The organism is Streptomyces sp. NBC_01716, assembly GCF_036248275.1.
Classification (GTDB): Bacteria; Actinomycetota; Actinomycetes; order Streptomycetales; family Streptomycetaceae; genus Streptomyces.
The window spans coordinates 5,610,373-5,632,674 of sequence record NZ_CP109181.1 but is presented as its reverse complement, the minus strand read 5'-3'; the positions used below and the strand labels follow the sequence as shown (position 1 = coordinate 5,632,674).

Below are 22,302 nucleotides of genomic sequence, written 5' to 3'. Positions count from 1 at the left end.
GGAGGAGTCGTGGGAATTGTTGCTCACACCCACGAATTTACCCGCCCGAAGCCGCGCCGTACGCCGGAGGGGTGGTCCCGTCCTCAGCCCCGGCGGCGGCGCGGGCGGCGCGCGGACACCGCGAGCAGCCCGACCAGTCCGACGACGACCAGCGCCACCGGGACGACCCGCTCCAGCCGCGGAGCGCCGTCGTCCGAGACGAACCTGCCCTTCACACCCGCCACCGTGCGATTCACCGCGACGTACGCCCTGCCCGCGGTCTGGTCCACCCGGGAGACCATCCGTGCCTTCGCGTCGCCCACGATCGTCTGCGGGTGCACCCGCACGCCGATCTCGTCGAGCGTCTCGGCGAGCTGGTCGCGCCGGCGGACGATGTCCGCCTCGATCTGCGCAGGGGTCCTGGCATCCGACACCGCTGCCTCCGTCGTCATGTCCGGTTGGTTGGTCCTTCGATCCTTCGCCTACCCGGACAGTCTGTCAGCTCCACCGCCCTCGCACTTCGCGGCGCTACTACGCTCGGGCCGATACACCTGCCCGCCCCCGTACCGAGGAGAACCATGAGCGAGCGACTTCAGCCCGGCGACACCGCCCCCGCCTTCACCCTGCCCGACGCCGACGGCAACGACGTCTCGCTCGCCGACCACAAGGGGCGCAAGGTCATCGTCTACTTCTACCCCGCCGCGCTCACGCCCGGATGCACCAAGCAGGCCTGCGACTTCACCGACAACCTCGACGTGCTGGCCGGCGCCGGCTACGACGTCATCGGGGTCTCGCCGGACAAGCCGGAGAAGCTCGCCAAGTTCCGCGACAAGGAGAACCTGAAGGTCACCCTGGTCGGCGACACCGACAAGTCCGTCCTCGCCGCGTACGGCGCCTTCGGCGAGAAGAAGCTCTACGGCAAAACGGTGACGGGTGTCATCCGCTCGACGGTCATCGTCGACGAGGAGGGCAAGGTCGAGCAGGCGCTCTACAACGTCCGGGCCACCGGCCATGTCGCGAAGATCATCAAGGATCTCGGCATCTGACGGACGGGGACAGCCGGAGCCGCCCGTCGTGCGGCTCCGGCTTGCGGCCGTCACAGCGGCGCGGAGGCTTTCCCTAGGGACAGACGTCCCCGCAGGCCCTGGGAAAGGAAACCGGCCCATGACGGAGCCCGCGCGCGACCAGGCTGCCGACTCCCCGGCGTCCCGACGCCACCCGGCGCTCTTCCGCGCGCGCCGGCGCCGTAAGAACCCCCCGCTGCGCAGGTCCGACATCACCGTCACCGACGAGGCGGCGGTCCAGCGGGCGGTGAAGGCGGCCGCGCTGGGCAACGCCATGGAATGGTTCGACTTCGGGATCTACAGCTATCTGGCCGTCACCATCGGCCATGTCTTCTTCCCCTCCGGCAACGCCACGGTCGAACTGCTCTCCTCCTTCGCGACCTTCGCGGTGGCCTTCCTCGTACGGCCACTCGGCGGCATGTTCTTCGGCCCTTTGGGTGACCGAATCGGCCGCAAGAAGGTCCTGGCCATGACCATGATCATGATGGCGATCGGCACCGGCACGATCGGGCTGATCCCCTCGTACGCGTCGATCGGCTTCTGGTCCCCCGTTCTGCTGATCCTCTTCCGGCTGGTGCAGGGGTTCTCCACCGGCGGCGAGTACGGCGGCGCTTCCACCTTCATCGCGGAGTACGCCCCCGACAAACGGCGCGGCTTCTTCGGCAGCTTCCTCGAATTCGGCACCCTCGCCGGCTACATCGGCGCGGCCGGGCTCGTCACCGCGCTCACCGCCGTGCTCGGCTCCGCGGGCATGGAGGCCTGGGGCTGGCGCGTACCGTTCCTCGTCGCCGCGCCGCTCGGGCTCATCGGCCTCTATCTGCGGCTGAGGCTGGACGAGACCCCCGCGTTCACGAAGATGGAGCAGGACACGGTCCAGGCGACCGAGGCCGCCGATCTGGTCGAGACCAGCACCGCGTCCGATCTCGGCAGGATCTTCCGCGACCACTGGCCGAGGCTGATCCTCTGCGTCTGCCTCGTCGGCGCGTACAACGTCACCGACTACATGCTGCTGTCCTACATGCCGACGTATCTCTCCGACCAACTCCACTACAGCGACACCCATGGGCTGCTCATCCTGCTCGGCGTCATGGTCGCCCTGATGGGGATGATCAACCAAGTGGGCCGTCTCAGCGACCAGTTCGGCCGCAAGCCGCTCCTGATGGCGGGGATGCTCGGGTTCTTCGTCCTCTCCCTTCCGGCGTTCCTGCTGATCCAGCAGGGCGGTTATCTCGCGATCGTCACCGGGATGGCGATGCTGGGGCTCTCCCTGGTCTGTCTCCTCGGCACGATGTCGGCGGCCCTGCCGGCGCTCTTCCCCACGAGCGTCCGCTACGGCTCCCTGTCGGTCGGCTACAACCTCTCGGCCTCCCTCTTCGGCGGTACGACCCCGTTCGTGATCACCGGTCTCATCAGTCTCACCGGCGACAATCTGATGCCCGCGTACTACGCGATGTTCGCGGCCCTGATCGGCGTCGCCGCGGTCGCCTGTATGGCGGAGACGGCGGGCCTGCCGCTGGAGGGGTCGCCACCGTCGGTGGGGACGAGGGAGGAGGCGGCGGAACTGGTCCTTTTGCAGGCGCAGGCCCAGGCTTCCGTGCGGTCGTCGTGAGGCGTGGTGTCGTTCTGAGGAGTGGGCATGACTTGATCCTCCTCCGTCGCCGCGAGGCACGACCCGAGTTATCCACATTCCGGTCGTGACCATCCGATTAACGGTTCGTTACTCCGTACGGGAGCGCGAACGCGCGGCCGGATGGAAAGGGTCCCCATGGCTGAGACATACGACGTTGACAGGTTGGCCTCGGCGGTCGCCCAGTCGGTGAACTGGTCCGACCTGACGCGTCGGCTGGGCCTCACCGGAAGTGGGGGTCAACGCCGGGTTCTACAGGCGAAGGTCGACGAGTTGGGTCTCGACACCAGCCATTTCAAGCAGCGCAGCCCGTGGCGAAAGTATCCGGACGAAGCCATCGCGGCCGCGGCGGCCACATCGACGACGCTCCGCGAGGTGGCCACCAAACTCGGCGCCGCGCCCGCCACCGGCACCCTCTCGCACATTGCCCGCCGAATAGCAGCGGCCGGTATCGATATCGGACACTTTCCCGGAATGAACCGCGAACAGATCGATTTACCCTTCACGGCGGAAGAACTCACGGCCGCGGCATCCGCGGCGAAGAGCATCCGGGGCACCGCACGTCTCCTCGGGGTCCCTGACGACAGCCGCTCACGTGCCGCCCTGGGAAGGATGCTGCACGAGCACGCCATCGACACCAGCCACTTCCGGAACAAGCGGCTGGCCATCGACGAGAAGGCATTGCGTACGGCAGTGTCGTCGTCGGCGAGTTACGCGGACGTCATGCGCGCACTCGGCCTCGCCGTCAACGACACCAACCATCGGCGCGTACGACGCGCCGCCGCTCAACTCGGCCTCGACGCCGGCCATTTCCGGCGACGCGCCTGGGGGACCGTACGGGTGCCCGCGCCAAGGCCCCTCACGCCGGCCGTTCTTGTCGTGTTCCCGCAGGGCTCGCCTCGCGTGAATCGCGCACGCCTTCACCGAGCGCTCCAGGAAATCGGCGTCCCCTACGAGTGCGCCAGGTGCGGCAACACCGGTGAGTGGCTCGGTGAACCAATCACCCTTCCGATCGACCACATCAGCGGCGACCGGCTGGACAACCGCCGCGAGAACTTGCGCTATCTCTGCCCGAATTGCCACGCCCTCACGGACACCTGGTGCCGTAATCGAGCCAGGAAAACCCGCCCGGCGGCCCTCTGAAGAGCCCCCTGAAGCACGCGGCCGCTGTCGCACGCCTCCGGTAGCATGATGGGCGGCCGCGCGGCCGTGTCGGAACTGGCGAGACGAGCTGGGTTTAGGTCCCAGTGGGTTAAATCCCGTGTGGGTTCGAATCCCACCGGCCGCACCGCATACGAAGGGCCGCCCCCTGGGGCGGCCCTTCGGCGCGGTCGCTCAGCCCAGCAGCTCCCGCACCGCCGGTACCAGTGCGCGGAAAGCCTTGCCCCGGTGGCTGATCGCGTTCTTCTCCGCCGGGGTCAGTTCCGCGCAGGTGCGGGTGTCGCCGTCCGGCTGGAGGATCGGGTCGTAGCCGAAGCCTCCCGTGCCCGAGGGGATGTGGCGCAGGGTGCCGTGGAGTTGGCCTTCGGCCACCCGCTCCGTGCCGTCCGGGAGTGCGAGGGCCGCCGCGCAGGCGAAGTGGGCCGCGCGGTGCGGGGGTGTGATGTCGGAGAGCTGGGCCAGCAGCAGGTCGAGGTTGGCGCGGTCGTCGCCGTGGGTGCCGGACCAGCGGGCCGAGAAGATGCCGGGGGCGCCGCCCAGGACGTCGACGCAGAGGCCGGAGTCGTCGGCGACGGCCGGGTGGCCGGTCGCGCGGGCCAGGGCGTGGGCCTTGAGCAGGGCGTTCTCGGCGAAGGTGACGCCGGTCTCCTTGACGTCCGGGATGTCGGGGTAGGCATCCGCGCCGACGAGGTCGTGGGTGAGACCGGCGTCGGCGAGGATGGCCTTGAGCTCGGAGAGTTTCCCGGCGTTGCGGGTGGCGAGGATCAGACGCGTCATGCGCCGATTATCCGCCCGTGGCCGGGTGTTCGGTTACGGGGTGCGGTTACGGGGTGCAGACCTTGCCGATCTCGGTGGCCGCGTCCGTCACGGGCGTGAGGTCGGGGGTGGCGTCACCGTTCTCGATGGACTCACGGACGGTGCCGACGCCGGTGGTCAGGTCGTCGACGGCCTTGCTGAGGTCCGCGTTGTCGGTCTTGTCCTGGAGTTTGTCGAGCTCGGTGTCGATGTCGTCCAGGGCCTCCCGGGCCTGCGTCGGGTCGTCCGCCGCGGTGGAGATCGCCTGCTGGAGCTTGTCCACGCTGGTGGCTATGGCGTCGGCGGTCTGGACGCAGTCGAGTGCCTTGTCGAGTGCGCCACAGCCGGCGGCTCCCGTGAGCGTGAGCAGGACGGCGGCTATGGTCACCGCGGTGCGTCGGCGCGAGGCCATGGGTCGGTTCCCTCTCTTCGTACGGAAGGGCGTACGGGCAGGTCCGTACGCCCTTGAGTCGCGACTGTAACGACGCGGCACCGGCGTACTTGGTTGCTTCTTTACCTGTCGAGGGCCTCTTCGAGCACCGCGGTCTGGAGGGTGGCGAGTTCCGCGCAGCCGTCGGCGGCGAGGTCGAGGAGGGCGCCGAGTTCCTTGCGGTCGAAGGGCTCGGCCTCGGCGGTGCCCTGTACTTCGACGAAGCGGCCGTCGCCGGTGCAGACGACGTTCATGTCGGTGTCGGCGCGCACGTCCTCCTCGTAACGGAGGTCGAGCAGCGGCGCGCCGTCGACGATGCCGACGCTGATCGCGGAGACGGTTCCGGTGATGGGCTGCCGGCCGGCCTTGACGATCTTCTTGGCCCTGGCCCACTCGACGGCGTCGGCGAGGGCGACGTACGCGCCGGTGATGGCGGCGGTGCGGGTGCCGCCGTCGGCCTGGAGGACGTCGCAGTCGAGGACGATGGTGTTCTCGCCGAGTGCCTTGAAGTCGATGACGGCGCGCAGTGAACGTCCGATGAGACGGGAGATCTCGTGGGTGCGTCCGCCGATCTTGCCGCGTACGGCTTCACGGTCGCCGCGGGTGTTGGTGGAGCGGGGCAGCATCGAGTACTCGGCGGTGACCCAGCCTTCGCCGCTGCCCTTGCGCCAGCGCGGGACGCCTTCGGTGACGGAGGCGGTGCAGAAGACCTTGGTGTCGCCGAAGGAGATGAGTACGGATCCTTCGGCGTGCTTGCTCCATCCGCGTTCGATGGTGACGGGTCGGAGCTGTTCGGGGGTGCGGCCGTCGATTCGAGACATGGGTGTGAGCCTAACCGGACCTGGGACATGGGTGAGGGGCTCGTTCCGGTTCCCCGCCCTACCTGCGGTGGTTGTCCGGATCGGGCCCCTCGAACTACTCAGTCGTTCACATCATGTCTTCGATGTCGGCGGCGATCGGGTCGGCGTCCGTGCCGATGACGACCTGGATCGCGGTGCCCATCTTGACGACGCCGTGCGCGCCGGCGGCCTTCAGCGCGACCTCGTCGACCTTGCCCGGGTCCACGACCTCGGTACGGAGGCGGGTGATGCAGCCTTCGATCTCTTCGATGTTCTCGATCCCGCCGAGCCCGGCGACGATCTTCTCAGCCTTGCTGGCCATGTCCTGCTCCCTGCTGTCCAAGGGGTGGTGTCCCGGTTCACCGTGGATCCGATTTTTCACGTTAACGCACAGTTGGCCCATCTTCACGGGCGGGTGATCGACCCATAACGAAAGATAACGGTCACCAGTGATACGCCTGCCGGGGCCCGGTCCCGGGAGCGTATCGCAACTGGTCTACACCACTGTGCCACGGGAGGACGCGGATGAGTTCGACGGGTGCCGACGCGTCAGCCCTCCCCCCGGTACCCCGGCGACGATGGTGGAACGGCCTCTTCCAGGGGCTTCAGAAAGTCGGGCGCAGCCTCCAACTGCCGGTCGCCGTACTCCCGGCGGCGGGGCTGCTGGTCAGTCTGGGCAATCTCTTCGACGCGTATCTGCACGGCGCTTTCTGGGACAGGACGACCGCGGTCTTCCTCCAGGGCGGGAACGCCATCCTGGACGGGAGCTTCGGTCTGCCGCTGCTCTTCTGTATCGGGGTCGCGATCGGCTTCGCCAAGAAGGCGGACGGATCCACCGCGCTCGCCGCCGTCGTGGGCTTCCTCGTCTACCACAACGTGCTGATGGCGTTCCCCGCCGACGGCACGGTCACCGACGAACTCCCGGAGGGCGCCCCGCAGAACCCCGGTGTGCTCGGCGGCATTCTGATCGGCCTGCTGACGGCGGTGGTCTGGCAGCGTTTCCACCGTACGAGGCTGGTGGACTGGCTCGGATTCTTCAACGGCCGCCGCCTGGTGCCGATCCAGATGGCGTTCCTGGGGGTGGTCATCGGGGTGGCGTTCGGGCTGCTGTGGCAGCCGGTGGGTGACGGGCTGACGTCGTTCGCCAAGTCGCTGATCGATCTGGGCGCGTGGGGCGCGGGCATCTTCGGTGTCGCGAACCGGCTGTTGATCCCGATCGGGATGCACCAGTTCCTGAACACCTTCTTCTGGTTCCAGGCGGGCGAGTTCACGACGGCGGACGGGACCGTCGTACAGGGCGACCTGACGCGGTTCTTCGCCCAGGACCCGTCGGCGGGGCAGTTCATGTCGGGCTTCTTCCCGATCATGATGTTCGGCCTGCCGGCCGCCGCGCTCGCGATCACGCACTGCGCGCGGCCGGAGCGCCGTAAGCAGGTGGCGGGTCTGATGGTCTCGGTCGCCCTGACGTCCTTCGTGACCGGCGTCACGGAGCCGCTGGAGTTCTCGTTCATGTTCGCCGCGCCACTGCTGTACGGGCTGCACGCGCTGCTGACGGGTGCGTCGTTGGCGATCACCTGGGCGCTGGGGGTGCACGCGGGCTTCAGCTTCTCGGCGGGACTGATCGACTATGTCGTCAACTGGCATCTGGACACGAAGCCTTGGCTGATCATTCCGATCGGGCTCTGTTTCGCGGTCGTCTACTACGCGGTCTTCCGGTTCACGATCACAAGGTTCGACATCCCGACTCCGGGGCGGGAGCCGGAGGAGCTGGCGAAGGAAGCGGAGAAGGAGAACACGGGGAGCTGAGCGCGGAGAGCTGAGCGCGGGCGGTCTCCGCCCGCCGTGAGGGCCCTCGGACCGCCCGGTCCGGGGGTCCTTTTCGCGCGTCCGCCGCACCCCCACCGGGCCCCGCCCACACCCGGAAGCGCCGAGTCCAGATCGAGAGATTACGAAGGTTCCTTATTCAACCCTCACCATGCTACAACTGGTCTACACCACTCATAGGTGTAGACCACATGGCCGCGCGCCGTGTTCCCCGGGTCGCCGCCATTCCCCGTCTTCCCTGCTCACGGCGGTGCCTTGTCCTCTGGAGGAAGTTGATGTCCACGGCCAGCGCCGCCCCCGCGGCCAAGAAAAAGGGCTCCGGCGTGATGTCCGTCATGCAGCGCATCGGCCGCAGCCTCATGCTGCCGGTCGCCGTGCTGCCCGCCGGCGCTCTTCTGGTCCGCCTCGGCAACCCCGACATGCTCGGGCGCGAGTCGTTCCCCACCTTCATCACCAAGATCGCCGGTTACATGGCCGCCGGCGGCGGCGCGATCCTCGACAACATGCCGCTGCTCTTCGCCGTGGGCATAGCCATCGGCTTCGCCAAGAAGTCGGACGGCTCGACCGCGCTCGCCGCGGTCACCGGCTATCTGGTCTTCCAGAAGGTGCTGGCCACTTTCACGGACGGAAACCTGCCGCAGGTCGCGAGCGTCGTCGACGGCAAGATAGTCATGTCGGACGCCCCCGTGAACGCGGGCGTCCTCGGCGGTGTCGTGATGGGCATCGTGGTCGCCCTGCTCTACCAGAAGTTCTACCGGACCAAACTGCCCGACTGGGCGGGCTTCTTCGGCGGCCGTCGTCTCGTCCCGATCCTCTCCGCCTTCGCGGGTCTGCTCATCGGCATCGTCTTCGGTCTCATCTGGCCCGTACTCGGGGCCGGTCTGCACAACTTCGGTGAGTGGCTCGTCGGCTCGGGCGCGGCCGGCGCCGGCATCTTCGGTGTCGCGAACCGCGCGCTGATCCCGATCGGCATGCACCACCTGCTGAACTCGTTCCCGTGGTTCCAGGCCGGTTCGTACGAGGGCAAGAACGGCGACATCGCGCGCTTCCTCGCCGGAGACCCGAGCGCCGGACAGTTCATGACCGGCTTCTTCCCGATCATGATGTTCGCGCTGCCCGCCGCCTGTCTCGCGATCGTCCACTGCGCCCGTCCCGAGCGCCGCAAGGTCGTCGGCGGCATGATGTTCTCGCTCGCGCTCACCGCGTTCGTCACCGGTGTGACCGAGCCGATCGAATTCACCTTCATGTTCATCGCGCCGGTGCTGTACGCGATCCACGCCGTACTGACCGGTGTCTCCATGGCGCTGACCTGGGGGCTGGGCATGAAGGACGGCTTCGGCTTCTCGGCCGGCGCTGTCGACTTCTTCCTCAACCTGGGGATCGCGACCAACCCGTGGGGCCTGGCGCTGGTCGGACTCTGTTTCGCGGCCGTCTACTACGCGGTCTTCCGCTTCGCCATCGTCAGGTTCAACCTGCCGACGCCCGGCCGGGAGAGCGACGAGGAACTGGCCGAACTCCAGAAGGCCGAGGCCAAGTAGCCTCCGGCGCGACGTGAATACGACGGTGCCCCCGGCCTTTCCCGGCCGGGGGCACCGTCGTATTCACGTGTCAGTAGGGGCGGTTCGGCGTTCAGATCTCGTACACCGCGCCGGGCGTGGCCAGTTCGGCCGGGCCGCCGTACTCCTTGCGCGCGTCGTTCAGGTTCCGCTCGGCGTCGGTCCACGGGGGGATGTGCGTGAGCACGAGCCTGCGCGCCCGCGCGCGGGCAGCGTGTTCGCCGGCCTCGCGGCCGTTGAGGTGGAGGCCGGGGATGTCCTCCTTGCCGTAGGTGAACGCGGCTTCGCAGAGGAACAGATCCGTGTCGTGGGCCAGCTCCACCAGGGCCTCGCTGACGCCCGTGTCGCCGGAGTAGGTGAGTGATCTGCCGTCGTGCTCGACGCGGATGCCGAACGTGTCGACGGGGTGGGCGACCTTCTCCGTACGGACCGTGAAGGGCCCGATCTCGAAGGAGCCCGGCTTGAGCGTGTGGAAGTCGAAGACCTCGCTCATGGACTTTTCCGTGGGGGTGTCCGCGTGCGCGGTGGTCAGGCGCTGTTCGGTGCCGTCGGGGCCGTAGACGGGGATGGTGTCGCAGCGTCCGCCGTCGTGACGGTAGTAGCGGACGACGAAGTAGCCGCACATGTCGATGCAGTGGTCGGCGTGCAGATGGCTGAGGAAGATGGCGTCGAGGTCGTAGAGACCGCTGTGACGCTGCAACTCGCCGAGGGCACCGTTGCCCATGTCGAGGAGCAGCCGGAAGCCGTCGGCCTCTACGAGGTAGCTGGAGCAGGCCGATCCCACGGAGGGGAAGGAGCCCGAGCAGCCGACGACGGTGAGCTTCATGGAGCGTGAACCTCCGTGGCGTGGAAGGGGGGCGACGGGGGTCGTTCGGTCTGTCGAGCGTAAGGCGCTGAACGGCTGGTCGCTCCTCCACACAGGCCTGTTGTGGGGGAACTCACCTGCCCTGTCACCGGTTCGGGCGGACCCCGCCGCCTGGTGACGGGCCGGGGATCGCACGGCGCCGGGGCGGCGGCGCGGCGGTACGGTCTGGGGCATGGACACGTCCTGGTGGGTGGCTCTGATCGTGGTGGTGGTGCTGGCGATGGTCGCCACCGTCGTGGACGGGCGGGGCCGGAGCCCGAGGCCGCCGCGCGGGCGCTCCCGGCCGCCGGGGCGTACGGACCGTGGGCCCGCCGGGACGAGGCCGGGAACGAGGCCCGGGGACAGGGCGGTGGTCCGGGGGCCGAAGCCGGGCGAGATCTGGTGGGCGATGGTGCCGTACGAGGACGGGACCGGGGAGAAGGACCGGCCCTGTCTGGTGCTCTCGGTACAGGGCCGTACGGTGCTGGTCGCGAAGATCACCAGTAAGTTCCACGAGGGCCGCCCCGGCGTGATTCCGCTGCCGCCCGATGTGGTTCGCGACACGGGAGGACGGCGGAGCTATCTGGAGACGGACGAGCTGCGGCGGGTGGATTCGCGTGCGTTCCGCCGCCGGGTGGGCGCCGCGGATCCGGGCCTCTGGCGGCAGGTCAGGCATCTGGCGCGCTGACGGCCGGCTGACGGCGGCCCCGGAAAGGGCCTAAGGCAGCGGCGCCGTCGGATACCGCGGCGGGACGTACGGCCGCGGGACGTGGCGTATCAGGGCGATGGCCACCAGCATCGCGGCGCCGGCCGCGAAGGAGCTGGTCAGGCTCCAGCCGAGGGTGGCGTCCCGGTAGTAGTCGGGGAGCCGGTCGTACTGGATGCCCGCGAGGTGGCGCAGCTGGATGTACGCGGCGATGCCGAGCAGCGCGAGCGCCGCGCCGCGCGCCGCCGGGGTACCCAGCAGCAGCAGGACGCCGACGACCAGAAACGCCGCGATGAGCGCGCTGGCGTAGTACGTGAAGCCCGCCGAAGTCCCGTATCCGCCACGGGCGTTGATGTTGAGCAGTTCGTGCCACCACTCGGCGAAGGCGCCCCGGCCGCCGGCCGGCCCGACGGCCTCGTTGAACTCCCGCAGATTGCGCGCGTACCAGAATCCCTGCACCGCGCCGATGAGGATCAGCAGGACACCCGCTGCGCGCCGGCCGCCACCCGCCGGCTCACGGGGCAGCTCGCGCTCGCGGGCGACCAGCATCAGCGTGATCACGGCCACGGCTGCGAGGAAGGCGAACAGATAGGTGAGCACGATCAGCGTGCCGTGCTCGGACGCGAACATGCCGTCGCGGTACCGGGTCCTGGTCAGGCCGATGAGCTGGCGGGCCCCGACGCCGAGGAGCAGGAACGCGAGGAGCAGCGCGGCGCCGCGTGCGAGGCGGCGCAGGGCGAGGGCTGCGATACCGACGACGAGCAGGGCGACGGCGAAGGCCCATTCGTGGGCGGTGAACACGAGCAGCGGCCGGGCCGGGTCGTTCATGACGAGGCTTTCGAGGAGCCCGTCCGCGTCGGCGTTCACGGTGATCGCCATGTCGGTGATCCAGGCGGCGAGGACGCAGGCGAAGACGATCAGCAGGATGCCGGAGGCGACGTACGGGCCTCGATACCGGCGGTCCGCGCGACCGGGCGGCTCCGGCGGCACGAAGGGCTCGGGCGGACCGAAACCGGCCGGGCCGTGGTCGGGCGTGCCGTGGCCGGGCGGCCCGTAGCCGGGCGGGCGGTGGTCGGAAGGGCTGTATCCGCCGCTCCAGCGGTCGTCCATCTCTGTCCCCCGTGGTGTCGGTGCGCGTGTATCGACACCGATCGTCACGGTGGGGAGCCGTAGCGCAACAGCCCCCGCACGGGGACTGTTGCACCACTGTTGCTCGGTCTGCCGGCTCCGTCGGTCGGCTCAGGCCGCCGGCTCAGGCCCAGAGCTGGCCCTGAAGGGTCTCGATCGCCTCTTCGTCCGTGGCCGCCGTGTAGACGCCGGTGGAGAGGTACTTCCAGCCTCCGTCGGCGACGACGAAGACGATGTCGGCGCTCTCGCCCGCGGTGACGGCCTTCTTGCCGATGCCGATGGCCGCGTGCAGGGCAGCGCCGGTGGAGACTCCCGCGAAGATGCCTTCCTGCTGGAGGAGTTGGCGGGTGCGGGTGACGGCGTCGGCGGAGCCGACGGAGAAGCGGGTGGTGAGGACGGACTCGTCGTACAGTTCGGGGACGAAGCCCTCGTCGAGGTTGCGCAGACCGTAGACCAGGTCGTCGTAGCGTGGTTCGGCCGCGACGATCTTGACGTCGGGCTTCTGCTCGCGCAGATAGCGGCCGACGCCCATGAGTGTGCCGGTGGTGCCGAGCCCGGCCACGAAGTGGGTGACGGACGGCAGATCGGCGAGGATCTCGGGGCCGGTGGTGGCGTAGTGGGCGCCCGCGTTGTCCGGGTTGCCGTACTGGTAGAGCATCACCCAGGTCGGGTTCTCGGCGGCCAGCTCCTTGGCCACGCGTACGGCGGTGTTGGAGCCGCCCGCCGCCGGGGACGGGATGATCTCGGCGCCCCACATGGCGAGCAGTTCGCGGCGCTCCCGCGAGGTGTTCTCCGGCATCACGCAGATGATCTTGTAGCCCTTGAGCTTGGCGGCCATCGCGAGCGAGATACCCGTGTTGCCGCTGGTCGGCTCCAGGATCGTGCAGCCGGGTGTGAGCCGCCCGTCCTTCTCCGCCTCCTCGACCATGCGCAGCGCCGGGCGGTCCTTGATGGAGCCGGTCGGGTTGCGGTCCTCCAGCTTGGCCCAGATCCGGACGTCGTCCGACGGCGACAGGCGTGGCAGCCGTACGAGGGGGGTGTCGCCGACGACCGCGAGCGGGGAGTCGTACCGCATCAGAGCGCGGGCATGTCGGGCATCGGCGTCTCGGGTGCGCCGCCCGCGACGGCGGGGAGGATGGTGACGCTGTCGCCGTCCGAGAGCTTGGTGGAGATGCCGTCCAGGAAGCGGACGTCCTCGTCGTTGAGGTAGACGTTCACGAAGCGGCGCAACTGGTCGCCGTTGCCGGCGTCGACGATGCGCTCGCGGATGCCCGTGTGGCGGGTTTCGAGGTCGGTGAGCAGCGCCGCGAGGGTGTCACCGGTGCCCTCGACGGCCTTGGCTCCGTCTGTATAGGTGCGGAGGATGGTCGGAATACGGACCTCGATGGCCATGGCGTGGGCTCCTGTCGGAAAAGAGGCGTGACGGGCGCGCGGCTCTGCCCCCGCGCGGGGGGTGGTGCTCGGGATGGGCGTGCTGCCGCGGCTCAGGCGGCAGTGCCGGCCGTACACATGGCGCTGGCGAGTCGGCACAGATCGACGTGCAGGCGCGCCACCAGCAGATCGCCTGGTGTCTTGTCGCTCACGTCGTGGGAAACCATGGGGTCATCGTATCGATTCCCGGTCCGCATCCCGGTATGTGATCTCGGATGATGGACGCTCGACGTTCGTCAGTTGGACTTGGCAGGTGAACCGGCCCGCGGGGCCGCCGGTGACGGGGGCAGATAGACGACGGTGGGCGCGCCCGTGCGGGGGTGGGGTGCGACGTCGGCCGTCACCTCGTAGACGTCGGCGAGGAGGGCGGGGGTCAGGACCTCGGCCGGGGTTCCCGAGGCGACGACCGTACCCGCCTTGAGGACGTAGAGCCGGTCGCAGTAGTACGCGGCGAGATTGAGGTCGTGCAGGGCCAGCAGATTGGTCGTGCCCAACTCCCGTATGAGGGAGAGGACTTCGAGCTGGTGGCGGATGTCCAGATGGTTGGTCGGCTCGTCCAGGACGAAGAGCGCGGGCCGCTGGACCAGGGCGCGGGCGACCAGGGCGCGCTGGCGTTCGCCGCCGGAGAGGGACGGGAAGGCGCGGCCGGCGAGCGGGGCGATGCCGACACGGTCGAGCGCGGCGTCGGTGAGGGCGGTGTCGGCCGCCGTGTCCGCCTCCCAGAAGCGCCGGTGCGGCGAGCGGCCCATGGCGACGACCTCGCGGACGGTGAGTTCGAACTCGGTCTGCCCGTCCTGCGGGACGGTGGCCACGCGCCGGGCGCGCGCCTTGGCCGTCATGGTGTGCAGGTCGGCGCCGTCCAGGAGCGCCCGGCCGTGGGTGGGGCGCAGCGTGCCGTACACGCAGCGCAGCAGGGTCGTCTTGCCGCTGCCGTTGGGGCCGACGAGTCCGACGGTCTCGCCGGGGGCGGCGGTCAGGTCGACGGCGTCGACGAGATGCCGGCCGTCGCCGACCCCGTACGACAGTCCCTCCACGCGCAGTGCCGCCGTACGGGGGCTCATACCGGGGCTCCTTCGGGGCGGCGGCGCATCAGCCACAGGAAGAACGGTCCGCCGGTGAGCGCGGTGAGGACGCCGACGGGGATGTCCTGCGGCGCCGCGACGGTACGGGCGGCGAGGTCCGCGACCACGAGCACGACCGCCCCGCCGAGCGCGGCGACGGGCAGCAGCGGCCGGTGCGCGGCCCCGACGGCCATCCGCGCGGCGTGCGGCACGAGCAGCCCGACGAAGCCGATGGCCCCGCTCGCGGCGACCATCACGCCGGTGACCAGCGAGGCGAGGACGAACACGGCGGCGCGGAAGCGCGCGGTGTCCAGGCCCAGTACGGTCGCGCCCTCCTCCCCCACCAGCAGCAGGTCCAGCGGCCTGGCGAGCGCCATGAGGACGGCGGTCCCGGCGACGAGGACGACGGCGGGGACGGCGAGCATGCCCCAGCGGGCGCTGCCGAGCCCGCCGAGCGACCAGAACAGCGCCTCCTGGAAGTGCTCGGGCCGGGCCGAGACCACCAGGATCAGGGTGGTGAGGGCGGAGAGGATGTACGAGACGGTCACCCCGGCCAGCACCAGGCGCCCGCCGGTCATCGTGCCGCCGCGCCGGGCCAGCGCGTAGACGAGGGTCATCGCGACGAGCGAGCCCGCGAAGGCGGCGGCCGGCATGGCGACGGTGGTGGTGATCCCGCCGCCGATGCCGCTGCCGATGCCGAGGACCAGGACGAGTACGGCGCCGGTGGACGCCCCCGAGGAGATCCCGAGCAGGAACGGGTCGGCCAGCCGGTTGCGTACGAGGGCCTGGAGGACCGTCCCGACGACGGCCAGCCCCGCACCGACGATCGCGCCCAGCAGCACGCGCGGCAGCCGCACGTCGAGGACGATCGTGCGGAAGGGGCCGGCCTCCGCGCCGCCGGTGAGGATCGCCAGGACCTCGCCGGGCGGGATACGGACGGAGCCGAGCGCGAGCCCCGCGACGACGGCGCACGCGAGGGCCACGGAGAGCCCGGCGAGTACGAGGACATGGCGCGGCCCGCGCCGGACCGCCTTGGTCTTGCAGCTCATGGCGGGAAAGCCCTACTCGCCCGCCTCCGGGTGGAGTTGGGACGCGAGCCGCCCGACGGCTGCGGGGGCGCGGACGCCGAGGACGGCGTCCGAGAGCGGGAGCACGGCGAACCGCTTGTTCCTGATCGCCGGGACGTCCTTCAGTACGGGGTCCTCCAGCAGCCGCTTCTTCTTCTGGGCGACGGTGGTGGAGCCGTAGTCGTAGATGACGATCGTCTCGGGCTTGCGGGCGACGACCTGCTCCCAGGTCGCGTCGCCGAAGGGCTTGTCGAGGTCGGCGAAGACGTTGCGCCCGCCCGCCCGTTCGATCAGTTCGTTGCCGATGCCCGCGCCGCCCGCGGTGAACGCGGTCTTGTCGCCGCTGTCGTAGACGAAGACGGAGACCGGCTTCACGCCCTTGAGTCCGGCGGCGGTGGTGGCGAGCGTGGCGCGGGCCCCGGTGGTCCACTTCGCGGCGCGGCCCGCGACGCCGAAGGTGCGGCCGACCTCGTTGATCTCGCGGAAGACGTCGTCCATGGAGGTCCCGTCCTCCGGGCAGCTCTCCAGGTTGAGCCGGGTGTCGATGCCGGCGTCCGCCAGGTCGTCGCGGGTGCGGCCGTCCTTGGCGGCGAAGGCGCTGGTGTAACCGCCGTAGACGAAGTCGGGGTTGAGGGAGAGGAGTTTCTCCTTGGAGGGGTACTCCTCGGCCACGACCGGGACGCTGTCGTACGCCTTCCGGTACGCGGGCAGGACGGCGTCGTCCAGCCAGGCGGTGCCGACGAGGGACTTGGTCAGACCGAGCTCGATCATGATCTCGGTGACGTGCTGGTTCATCGTGACCACGCGCTTCGGGGGAGCCTCGAAGGTGGTCTTCACACCGCAGTTGGTGACGGTGTACGGGAATCCGGCGGCCGGTGCTCCGGTGCGCCCGGCCGGTTCCGGCGTGGAGCCGCAGGCGGCCAGCGGGAGCAGCAGCGGGAGCAGGGCCGCCGGTATGAGGGCGTGGCGCCGCAAGGACATGACTGGGCCTCCTCCGGGGGATTTCCGCGTCCCCTGGCATGGTGGGAGAAGGGCGACAGGTCAGTTCCTGGCTTCCGGGCCCCCGCTCGCGCGGAGGGCCTGGTCACAGTGGCGGGACCGTGCCGGATTCGCACCGGCTTCCTGGGTCCTGCCGCCCTGGGTGGCGTCAGTCTCTCAGACGACTTCCACGTCCTCTTCCGTGACCTCGCCGTCGACGATGCGGTACGAGCGGAACTGGAACGGGCCCATGTCGTCCGTGTCGGCCGTGGAGACCAGGACGTAGTGGGCGAACGGCTCCATTGCCAGGCCGATGTCGCGGCGGGAGGGGTATGCCTCGGTCGCGGTGTGGGAGTGGTAGATGACCACGATGTCTTCGTTCCGCTCACGCAGTTCGTTGTCGAGCTGCTTGTGCTCGGTCGAGTCGAACTCGTAGAACGTGGGCGAGCGGGCCGCGTTGCGCATGGGGATGTAGCGCTCGGGGCGGTCGCTGCCCTCGGGGCCCGCGATCACGCCGCACGCCTCGTCGGGGTGGTCGGCCCGTGCGTGGGCGACGATCTGGTCGTACAGCGCCTGGGTGATGGTGAGCATGAGTTGAAGGATAAACGGGTGGCCTCCGCTGTTGAGATGCGGAGGCCACCTGGTGAGACGGTGGGCGGGGCGTCTGTGAGACGCACCGCCGGACCTGCTGTGGAGGCCCGTCGTACGGGCCGCGCGTCAGTCCGAGACCTTCGCGTACTCCGGTTCGTACGGGCCCTCCGGCCCGTCCCCGGGGGCCGCGGGCTCCGGGGCGCGGCGCCCCAGCAGTGCCCAGCCGCCGGCCAGGAAGACCGCCCAGACGGCGCCGACGTACAGCGAGATACGGGCGTCGGAGTCGTACGCGATCAGACACGTCACGAAGGCCAGGAAGACCAGCGCCACCCAGCTCAGGGCCGAGCCGCCCGGGGCCGGGAACGAGGAAGCGGGCAGCCGCCCGGCGACCACGGCGGAGCGGTACTTGATATGGCTGACGAGGATCATCATCCAGGTCCAGATACCGGCGGCGGTGGCGACGGAGGTGACGTACAGGAACGCCTTCTCGGGGACGATGTAGTTGAGGACGACGCCGATGCCCATCAGCGCGACGGACGCCGTGATGCCGGCGGCCGGTGTCCGGCGGGAGTTGAGCCTGCCCAGGGCCTGCGGGGCTTCCTTGTTGGCGGCGAGGTCGCGCAGCATCCGGCCGGTGGAGTACATGCCGGAGTTGCAGGACGACAGGGCCGCCGTCAGCACCACGAAGTTGACGATTCCGGCACCGAGCGGAATGCCGATCTTGGCGAACGCGTGCACGAACGGGCTCTCGCCCTCGCTGAATTCGGTCCACCGCACGACGGCGAGGATGACGGTGAGCGCGCCGACGTAGAAGACGATGATGCGCCAGGGCAGCGTGTTGATCGCCTTGGGGAGCGTCTTCTCCGGGTTCTCGGACTCGCCCGCGGTGACGCCGACGAGTTCGACGGCGAGGTAGGCGAACATCACGCCCTGGAGGGTCATCAGGCTGGAGCCGATGCCGTTGGGGAAGATGCCGCCGTGCTGCCAGAGGTTGCCGGTGGCCGCGGTCTCGCCCGCGTCCGAGAAGCCGAGGGTCAGGACGCCGAGGCCGATGACGATCATGCCGATGATCGCGGTGACCTTGACCATCGAGAACCAGAATTCGACCTCGCCGAAGATCTTGACGGAGATCAGGTTGACGCCGAAGAGCACCACGAGGAAGACCAGGGCACTGACCCACTGCGGGATCGAGGGGAACCAGAAGTGGATGTAGATCGCCGCCGCCGTGAGTTCGGCCATGCCGGTCACGATCCACATGAGCCAGTACGTCCAGCCAGTGACGTAACCGAAGAACGGGCCGAGGAACTCACGGGCGTACTCCGCGAACGAGCCGGAGACCGGCCGGTAGAGCAGCAGTTCGCCGAGCGCCCGCATGATGAAGAAGATCACCACGCCGGCGAGGGCGTACATCAGGATGATGCTCGGCCCGGCCTTGGCGATGTTCGCGCCGGCGCCCATGAACAGGCCGACGCCGATGGCGCCGCCGATCGCGATCATCTGGACCTGGCGGCTGCCGAGTCCGCGTTCGTAGCCCTCCTCCGAGGTCTTTCCCGAGGGGCCTTCCGAGGTGGTGTCGACCTGTGGGGAGGTCATGGTGATGCGCCCTTTCTCCCTGCCTGTGCCGGTGGTCGTGAAGATTTACCACGGCGCGGGCGGCGATCCACGGAGGTCGCTGTGGCGCGGCACACAGGAAGAAGCGGACGAATCACGTCGCGGATCGCAAAGCATGCGGGGGCGGAGACGCGATCGTTATACGGAGTTGAGCGTCCGCTGAGGAAACGGAAGGTGTCCGTCCGAAGACGGTGTGAGGGCCTGGCGAAGACGCCGTGACGGGCCGCCCGAGGGAGCTCGCGGCCCGCCTCGCGCCGCGTCGCCCCGTGCCGTCCCGCCCCGCGTCGTCCCGCGCCGTGCCGCGTCGTCCCGTCAGGGCATCATCGTCTCGATGAGCGTCTCCTGGAGCGCCCCGAGCCACAGGTACGCCATCACCATCGGCTTGCGCGGGTCGTCGTCCGACAACCGGTACAGGCTCTCGCCCTCGTCCTCGTCGGAGATCTCCAGCCGGTTGCCGATGGTCAGGCGCAGGTCGTTGAGCGCGCCGAGCCAGTGCCGGCAGTCGTCGGGCGCCAGTTTCAGTACGGCCCCGCCCTCGCCCGTGGCGGAGAGCGCGTCCAGGGTGCGGACCACGGCGAGGCCGTCCTCACGCTTGCGCGACCGCAGGTCGTTCTCGGTGAAGCGCCTGAACTCGGCCGCGTACTCCCGCAGTTCGTCGTCGGTGTCGTCACCGAAGCCGTACGCGTCCGGGAAGAGCCGGGCGAGCGCGGGGTCGGACGGCGGCTTGCTGGGCCCCTCCGCGAAGAGCGCGGCCAGGGGGTCCTCCCCCTTGGCCGGTTCCTCGCCGGGGCCGATCAGCTCCAGGAGCTGGACGGCGAGCGAGCGCAGGATGGAGATCTCGACCTCGTCGAGCGCGACGGCGGCGCCACCGCCGGGGATCGCCTCGAACTGCCCGGCCATCAGGCGGTGTCCTGGGAGAGCGTGGCCCACAGGCCGTATCCGTGCATCGCCTGCACGTCGCGTTCCATCTCCTCGCGGCTGCCGCTGGAGACGATGGCGCGGCCCTTGTGATGGACGTCGAGCATCAGTTTGTGTGCCTTGTCCTTGGAGTAGCCGAAGTACGTCTGGAAGACGTACGTCACATAACTCATGAGGTTGACAGGGTCGTTGTGGACGATCGTCATCCACGGCACGTCAGGTTCCGGGACGGTGAACGTCTCCTCGGCCGACTCGGGAAGTTCGATCTCTGTCGGGGCAACACTCACGGTTCGGGACGACCTTCTTCTCCGCCGGGGGTCCCGGGACACGCCCCGGGATGCACAGCCTCACTGCCCCCCATGCTGCCACCCGGAGGGGCCTGTCGCACAAACGGCGGCTCCAGGGCGAACGGCGGCTCCAGGGTCCGCCGTTAGAAATCGTCACTCTGACGAGATCCGCTGTAGCATTGCTGTCATGAACTCTGCGGACCTTGCGAAGGGCCTTGCGAAGGACGAGGGCGGCCGGCGGCTCGGCGTTCCCTCGACCGCGCTCTTCACCGACCAGTACGAGTTGACGATGCTCCGGGCCGCGCTGCGGGCGGGGACGGCCGGGCGCCGCTCCGTCTTCGAGGTCTTCACCCGGCGGCTGCCCGAGGGACGGCGCTACGGAGTCGTCGCCGGCACCGGCCGGCTCCTCGACGCCGTCGAGAACTTCCGCTTCGACCCGGAGATGATCGGCTTCCTGCGCGAGCGGGAGATCGTCGACGGGCCGACACTCGACTGGCTCGCCGACTACCGCTTCAGGGGCGACATCTGGGGCTACCGCGAGGGCGAGGTGTACTTCCCCGGCTCGCCGATCCTGCGCGTCGAGGGCTCCTTCGCCGAGTGCGTGCTGCTGGAGACCGTGGTTCTGTCGATCCTCAACCACGACTCGGCGATCGCCGCCGCCGCGTCCCGGATGTCCGCCGCGGCCGGCGGACGCCCGCTGATCGAGATGGGCGCGCGCCGTACGCACGAACTGGCCGCCGTCGCCGCCTCGCGCGCCGCGTACGTGGGCGGCTTCGACACCACCTCCGACCTGGCGGCCGGGTTCCGCTACGACATCCCGACGGTGGGCACCAGCGCGCACGCCTTCACCCTGCTGCACGACAACGAGCGGGACGCCTTCCAGGCGCAGGTCGACGCGCTGGGCAGCGGTACGACGCTGCTCGTGGACACCTACGACGTGGCCGACGCGGTCCGTACCGCCGTGGAGGTCGCGGGGCCCGGACTCGGCGCCGTACGCATCGACTCCGGCGACCTGCTGCTCGTCGCGCACCGGGTGCGGCAGCAGCTGGACGAGCTGGGCGCGGTGAACACCCGGATCGTGGTCACCTCCGACCTGGACGAGTACGCGATCGCCTCGCTGGCGGCGGCCCCGGTGGACGCCTACGGGGTCGGCACCCAGCTGGTCACCGGCAGCGGACACCCCACCTGCTCGATGGTGTACAAACTCGTCGCCCGTGCCCACTCCGCCGATCCGAAGGCGCCGCTGCACGCGGTGGCGAAGAAGTCGCTGGGCGGCAAGACGTCGATCGGCGGCCGCAAGTGGGCGGCCCGCCGGGTGGACGCGGAGGGGTACGCGGACGCCGAGGTCGTCGGCACCGGCCCCGTACCCGCGGAGTTGCTGGACCGCCAGTTGCTGGTGGAATTGGTCAAGGGCGGCGAGGTGGTCGCGCGCGAGCCGCTGGACGCGGTGCGCGAGAGGCACGTCGCGGCGCGCGCCGGACTGCCGATGTCGGCGATCCAGCTGTCGCGCGGCGAGCCGGTCATCCCGACCGTCTACATGTGACGTACACGAGGCATGGATGAGGTGTGGAAGGCATGAACGGAGAACCACCGGGAACGCCAGGCTCCGACAGACCGGCCTCCGACAGGATCCGGAAGACTCGCACCAGCGCCCGCCCGCTCCCCACCGAAGGACACCCGCCATGCACCGCGCGTTGATAGTCGTGGACGTTCAGAACGACTTCTGTGAGGGCGGCAGCCTCGCGGTGTCCGGCGGCGCCGACGTGGCCGCGGCCATCACCGACCTCATCGGCCAGACCACCGCCGGTTACCGCCATGTGGTCGCGACACGTGACCACCACATCGATCCCGGTAACCACTTCTCCACCCGGCCCGACTACGAGCACACCTGGCCGGTCCACTGCGTGGCGGGCACCGAGGGGGTCGGCTTCCACCCCAACTTCGCGCCCGCCGTCGCCTCCGGGTCGATCGACGCGGTCTTCGACAAGGGCGCGTACTCGGGCGCGTACAGCGGCTTCGAGGGCGCCGACGAGAACAACGTGTCGCTCGCGGAGTGGCTGAAGGCGCGCGAGGTCACCGAGGTCGACGTCGTCGGGATCGCCACCGACCACTGCGTACGGGCAACCGCCCTGGACGCGGCGCGTGAGGGATTCGCCACACATGTGCTGCTCGACCTGACGGCGGGCGTCGCCGAGGGGACGACGGAGCGGGCCCTGGAGGAGCTGCGGACGGCGGGCGTGCGCCTGACCGGCAAACCGGTCGTGGCCTGACCCCGCCGCCGCCTCCCCGCTCGCGCTACGCGGCGCTCAGGTCGCTCCCGCTGCCCCTCGACAGCTCCGAGCGCGGCGCCGTCGACGGTCCCGCCGGTGGGCCGGGCAGCGCGCCCGGCGGCGGCCCCGCCGGCA

25 protein-coding genes, 1 tRNA gene and 1 riboswitch are annotated in these 22,302 nt (G+C 69.7%); of the genes, 9 read left to right on the top strand and 17 right to left on the bottom strand.

Annotated elements, in window-relative coordinates; translation table 11 throughout:
• Positions 1-83 precede the first annotated feature (83 nt).
• Complete coding sequence (locus OIE74_RS24850; RefSeq protein ID WP_329387234.1) at positions 84-431, bottom strand: DUF3618 domain-containing protein; 348 nt, start codon at positions 429-431, stop codon at positions 84-86.
• A 126-nt stretch (positions 432-557) separates the two neighbouring features.
• Here OIE74_RS24850 and bcp point away from each other — a divergent pair, with 126 nt between their 5' ends.
• From bcp to OIE74_RS24830, 4 genes are all read left to right on the top strand, one after another.
• Complete coding sequence (gene bcp, locus OIE74_RS24845; protein ID WP_329387233.1) at positions 558-1,025, top strand: thioredoxin-dependent thiol peroxidase; 468 nt, start codon at positions 558-560, stop codon at positions 1,023-1,025.
• Positions 1,026-1,143: 118 nt separating this feature from the next.
• Complete coding sequence (gene proP / locus OIE74_RS24840) at positions 1,144-2,652, top strand: glycine betaine/L-proline transporter ProP (RefSeq protein WP_329387231.1); 1,509 nt, start codon at positions 1,144-1,146, stop codon at positions 2,650-2,652.
• A gap of 156 nt (positions 2,653-2,808) precedes the next feature.
• A complete protein-coding gene (locus tag OIE74_RS24835) occupies positions 2,809-3,813 on the top strand; it encodes an HNH endonuclease signature motif containing protein (protein ID WP_329387229.1) in 1,005 nt (334 codons plus the stop codon).
• A gap of 60 nt (positions 3,814-3,873) precedes the next feature.
• Positions 3,874-3,958, top strand: a tRNA-Leu gene (locus OIE74_RS24830).
• A 47-nt stretch (positions 3,959-4,005) separates the two neighbouring features.
• Here OIE74_RS24830 and rdgB read toward each other — a convergent pair.
• From rdgB to OIE74_RS24810, 4 genes are all read right to left on the bottom strand, one after another.
• Positions 4,006-4,608, bottom strand: coding sequence for an RdgB/HAM1 family non-canonical purine NTP pyrophosphatase (gene rdgB / locus OIE74_RS24825; RefSeq protein ID WP_329387227.1), 603 nt, complete (start codon positions 4,606-4,608; stop codon positions 4,006-4,008).
• A 46-nt stretch (positions 4,609-4,654) separates the two neighbouring features.
• The gene (locus OIE74_RS24820) at positions 4,655-5,038 is read right to left on the bottom strand and encodes a hypothetical protein (RefSeq protein WP_329387224.1); all 384 of its coding nucleotides are present in this window, start codon (positions 5,036-5,038) and stop codon (positions 4,655-4,657) included.
• Positions 5,039-5,139: 101 nt separating this feature from the next.
• Entirely contained in the window at positions 5,140-5,877 is a 738-nt protein-coding gene (gene rph, locus OIE74_RS24815) for a ribonuclease PH (RefSeq protein ID WP_329387222.1), read from the bottom strand.
• A 106-nt stretch (positions 5,878-5,983) separates the two neighbouring features.
• On the bottom strand, positions 5,984-6,217 hold the full coding sequence (locus OIE74_RS24810) for a PTS glucose/sucrose transporter subunit IIB (RefSeq protein WP_266545595.1): 234 nt from the start codon (positions 6,215-6,217) through the stop codon (positions 5,984-5,986).
• Positions 6,218-6,420: 203 nt separating this feature from the next.
• Between OIE74_RS24810 and OIE74_RS24805 the strand changes: the two genes are divergently transcribed.
• The gene (locus OIE74_RS24805; protein ID WP_329387218.1) at positions 6,421-7,701 is read left to right on the top strand and encodes a PTS transporter subunit EIIC; all 1,281 of its coding nucleotides are present in this window, start codon (positions 6,421-6,423) and stop codon (positions 7,699-7,701) included.
• A gap of 293 nt (positions 7,702-7,994) precedes the next feature.
• Entirely contained in the window at positions 7,995-9,257 is a 1,263-nt protein-coding gene (locus OIE74_RS24800) for a PTS transporter subunit EIIC (RefSeq protein WP_329387216.1), read from the top strand.
• 91 nt (positions 9,258-9,348) lie between these two features.
• Here OIE74_RS24800 and OIE74_RS24795 read toward each other — a convergent pair whose 3' ends face one another.
• A complete protein-coding gene (locus OIE74_RS24795) occupies positions 9,349-10,101 on the bottom strand; it encodes an MBL fold metallo-hydrolase (protein ID WP_329387214.1) in 753 nt (250 codons plus the stop codon).
• A 211-nt stretch (positions 10,102-10,312) separates the two neighbouring features.
• Between OIE74_RS24795 and OIE74_RS24790 the strand changes: the two genes are divergently transcribed.
• Positions 10,313-10,807 (top strand): type II toxin-antitoxin system PemK/MazF family toxin, encoded by a 495-nt coding sequence (locus OIE74_RS24790; RefSeq protein ID WP_329387213.1) that lies wholly within the window; start codon positions 10,313-10,315, stop codon positions 10,805-10,807.
• A 30-nt stretch (positions 10,808-10,837) separates the two neighbouring features.
• On the opposite strand, the gene OIE74_RS24785 is transcribed toward OIE74_RS24790, so the two are convergent.
• The 11 genes from OIE74_RS24785 to clpS all read right to left on the bottom strand — a co-directional run bounded on the left by OIE74_RS24785 (position 10,838) and on the right by clpS (position 19,897).
• Positions 10,838-11,935 (bottom strand): hypothetical protein, encoded by a 1,098-nt coding sequence (locus tag OIE74_RS24785; protein ID WP_329387211.1) that lies wholly within the window; start codon positions 11,933-11,935, stop codon positions 10,838-10,840.
• Between the two features lie 142 nt (positions 11,936-12,077).
• Positions 12,078-13,028 carry a PLP-dependent cysteine synthase family protein gene (locus OIE74_RS24780; protein ID WP_329387209.1) on the bottom strand — a complete coding sequence of 317 codons (951 nt, stop codon included), beginning with the start codon at positions 13,026-13,028 and terminating at the stop codon, positions 12,078-12,080.
• Positions 13,028-13,345: a MoaD/ThiS family protein gene (locus tag OIE74_RS24775; protein WP_329387207.1), complete on the bottom strand. Its 318-nt coding sequence runs from the start codon at positions 13,343-13,345 to the stop codon at positions 13,028-13,030. The genes OIE74_RS24780 and OIE74_RS24775 overlap by 1 nt, the downstream gene beginning before the upstream one ends.
• Before the next feature lie 92 nt (positions 13,346-13,437).
• On the bottom strand, positions 13,438-13,551 hold the full coding sequence (locus tag OIE74_RS24770; RefSeq protein ID WP_329387205.1) for a putative leader peptide: 114 nt from the start codon (positions 13,549-13,551) through the stop codon (positions 13,438-13,440).
• Positions 13,552-13,620: 69 nt separating this feature from the next.
• Positions 13,621-14,445 (bottom strand): ABC transporter ATP-binding protein, encoded by an 825-nt coding sequence (locus OIE74_RS24765; RefSeq protein ID WP_329387203.1) that lies wholly within the window; start codon positions 14,443-14,445, stop codon positions 13,621-13,623.
• On the bottom strand, positions 14,442-15,494 hold the full coding sequence (locus OIE74_RS24760; protein WP_329387201.1) for a FecCD family ABC transporter permease: 1,053 nt from the start codon (positions 15,492-15,494) through the stop codon (positions 14,442-14,444). The genes OIE74_RS24765 and OIE74_RS24760 overlap by 4 nt, the downstream gene beginning before the upstream one ends.
• Positions 15,495-15,506: 12 nt before the next feature.
• Positions 15,507-16,493: an ABC transporter substrate-binding protein gene (locus tag OIE74_RS24755; protein ID WP_329387199.1), complete on the bottom strand. Its 987-nt coding sequence runs from the start codon at positions 16,491-16,493 to the stop codon at positions 15,507-15,509.
• 41 nt (positions 16,494-16,534) lie between these two features.
• Positions 16,535-16,683: riboswitch (cobalamin riboswitch) on the bottom strand.
• Positions 16,668-17,081, bottom strand: coding sequence for a M67 family metallopeptidase (locus OIE74_RS24750; RefSeq protein ID WP_329387197.1), 414 nt, complete (start codon positions 17,079-17,081; stop codon positions 16,668-16,670). Its footprint overlaps the riboswitch before it by 16 nt.
• 126 nt (positions 17,082-17,207) lie before the next feature.
• Entirely contained in the window at positions 17,208-18,674 is a 1,467-nt protein-coding gene (locus OIE74_RS24745) for an amino acid permease (protein ID WP_329387195.1), read from the bottom strand.
• A 330-nt stretch (positions 18,675-19,004) separates the two neighbouring features.
• Positions 19,005-19,592, bottom strand: coding sequence for a DUF2017 domain-containing protein (locus OIE74_RS24740; protein WP_329387193.1), 588 nt, complete (start codon positions 19,590-19,592; stop codon positions 19,005-19,007).
• The gene (gene clpS / locus OIE74_RS24735; RefSeq protein WP_329387191.1) at positions 19,592-19,897 is read right to left on the bottom strand and encodes an ATP-dependent Clp protease adapter ClpS; all 306 of its coding nucleotides are present in this window, start codon (positions 19,895-19,897) and stop codon (positions 19,592-19,594) included. Before clpS ends, OIE74_RS24740 begins: the two co-directional genes overlap by 1 nt.
• 187 nt (positions 19,898-20,084) lie before the next feature.
• Here clpS and OIE74_RS24730 point away from each other — a divergent pair, with 187 nt between their 5' ends.
• On the top strand, positions 20,085-21,440 hold the full coding sequence (locus tag OIE74_RS24730; RefSeq protein WP_329387188.1) for a nicotinate phosphoribosyltransferase: 1,356 nt from the start codon (positions 20,085-20,087) through the stop codon (positions 21,438-21,440).
• Positions 21,441-21,579: 139 nt separating this feature from the next.
• The gene (locus OIE74_RS24725) at positions 21,580-22,167 is read left to right on the top strand and encodes a nicotinamidase (protein ID WP_329387186.1); all 588 of its coding nucleotides are present in this window, start codon (positions 21,580-21,582) and stop codon (positions 22,165-22,167) included.
• Positions 22,168-22,302 lie beyond the last annotated feature (135 nt).